Here is a 646-nt window from a genome sequence, read left to right as displayed (position 1 = left end):
TTTTCTTGGATGAACATTCGAACCATCAAACATCGAGGCTTGAAGCGCTTCGTCGAGAACGACGACCCGAGGGAATTGCGGCCCGATCTGGTGAACCGGACGCGCAACATCCTTGCCGCACTCGTCTCGGCGTCGAACATGGACGGTGTGCAAGGCCCGCCGGGCTGGCGCATACACCAGCTTTCCGGGGACAGAGCCGGGACATGGAGCGTTTCGGTTTCCGGCAACTGGCGCATCACCTTCGAGCTTGATGGCGGCGACATCACAAACCTCGACTTGGAGGATTATCACTGATGACCGACGCACCTGTGGCCATAGGCATGAGGCCGCCGCATCCCGGCGCTTTCATCCGCGAGGAAATTCTCGAGCCGCTCAATCTTTCGATCGCGCAGGCCGCCGACGCATTGGGGGTGCGCCGCGCCACGCTGTCCGACCTTGTGAACAGCAAGACGGCCCTGTCGCCTGAAATGGCGCTGCGGATCGAGAAGGCTTTCGGGATGAGCATGGATACGCTGCTGAAGATGCAGGCGTGGTTCGACGCTTGCGCCATGCGCGACCGCGCCGACCAAATTCCCGTGAAGCGCTTTGTCCCGGAAGCTCCCGCACGCTGAACGGATTGCGGACGAATGATTTACGGCTACGCACG

At 61.0% G+C, this 646-nt stretch carries 2 protein-coding genes; both read left to right on the top strand.

Features of this window, described 5'->3' with window-relative positions:
* Positions 1-294: type II toxin-antitoxin system RelE/ParE family toxin (locus tag Mspo_RS19485; RefSeq protein ID WP_244613567.1), on the top strand; the 294-nt coding region annotated here is incomplete at its 5' end.
* Positions 294-611 (top strand): HigA family addiction module antitoxin, encoded by a 318-nt coding sequence (locus tag Mspo_RS19480; RefSeq protein WP_159732957.1) that lies wholly within the window; start codon positions 294-296, stop codon positions 609-611. The genes Mspo_RS19485 and Mspo_RS19480, both read left to right, overlap by 1 nt.
* Positions 612-646 lie beyond the last annotated feature (35 nt).

It is taken from the genome of Methylosinus sp. Ce-a6 (genome assembly GCF_009811655.1).
GTDB lineage: Bacteria > Pseudomonadota > Alphaproteobacteria > Rhizobiales > Beijerinckiaceae > Methylosinus.
The sequence above is the reverse complement of the archived record's forward strand: the minus strand, read 5'-3'. Positions and strand labels throughout refer to the sequence as shown.

Bases quoted from the DNA above. Each gene is read 5' to 3' on its own strand.
- Mspo_RS19480 (WP_159732957.1), top strand. From the start codon at position 294: ATGACCGACGCACCTGTGGCCATAGGCATGAGGCCGCCGCATCCCGGC.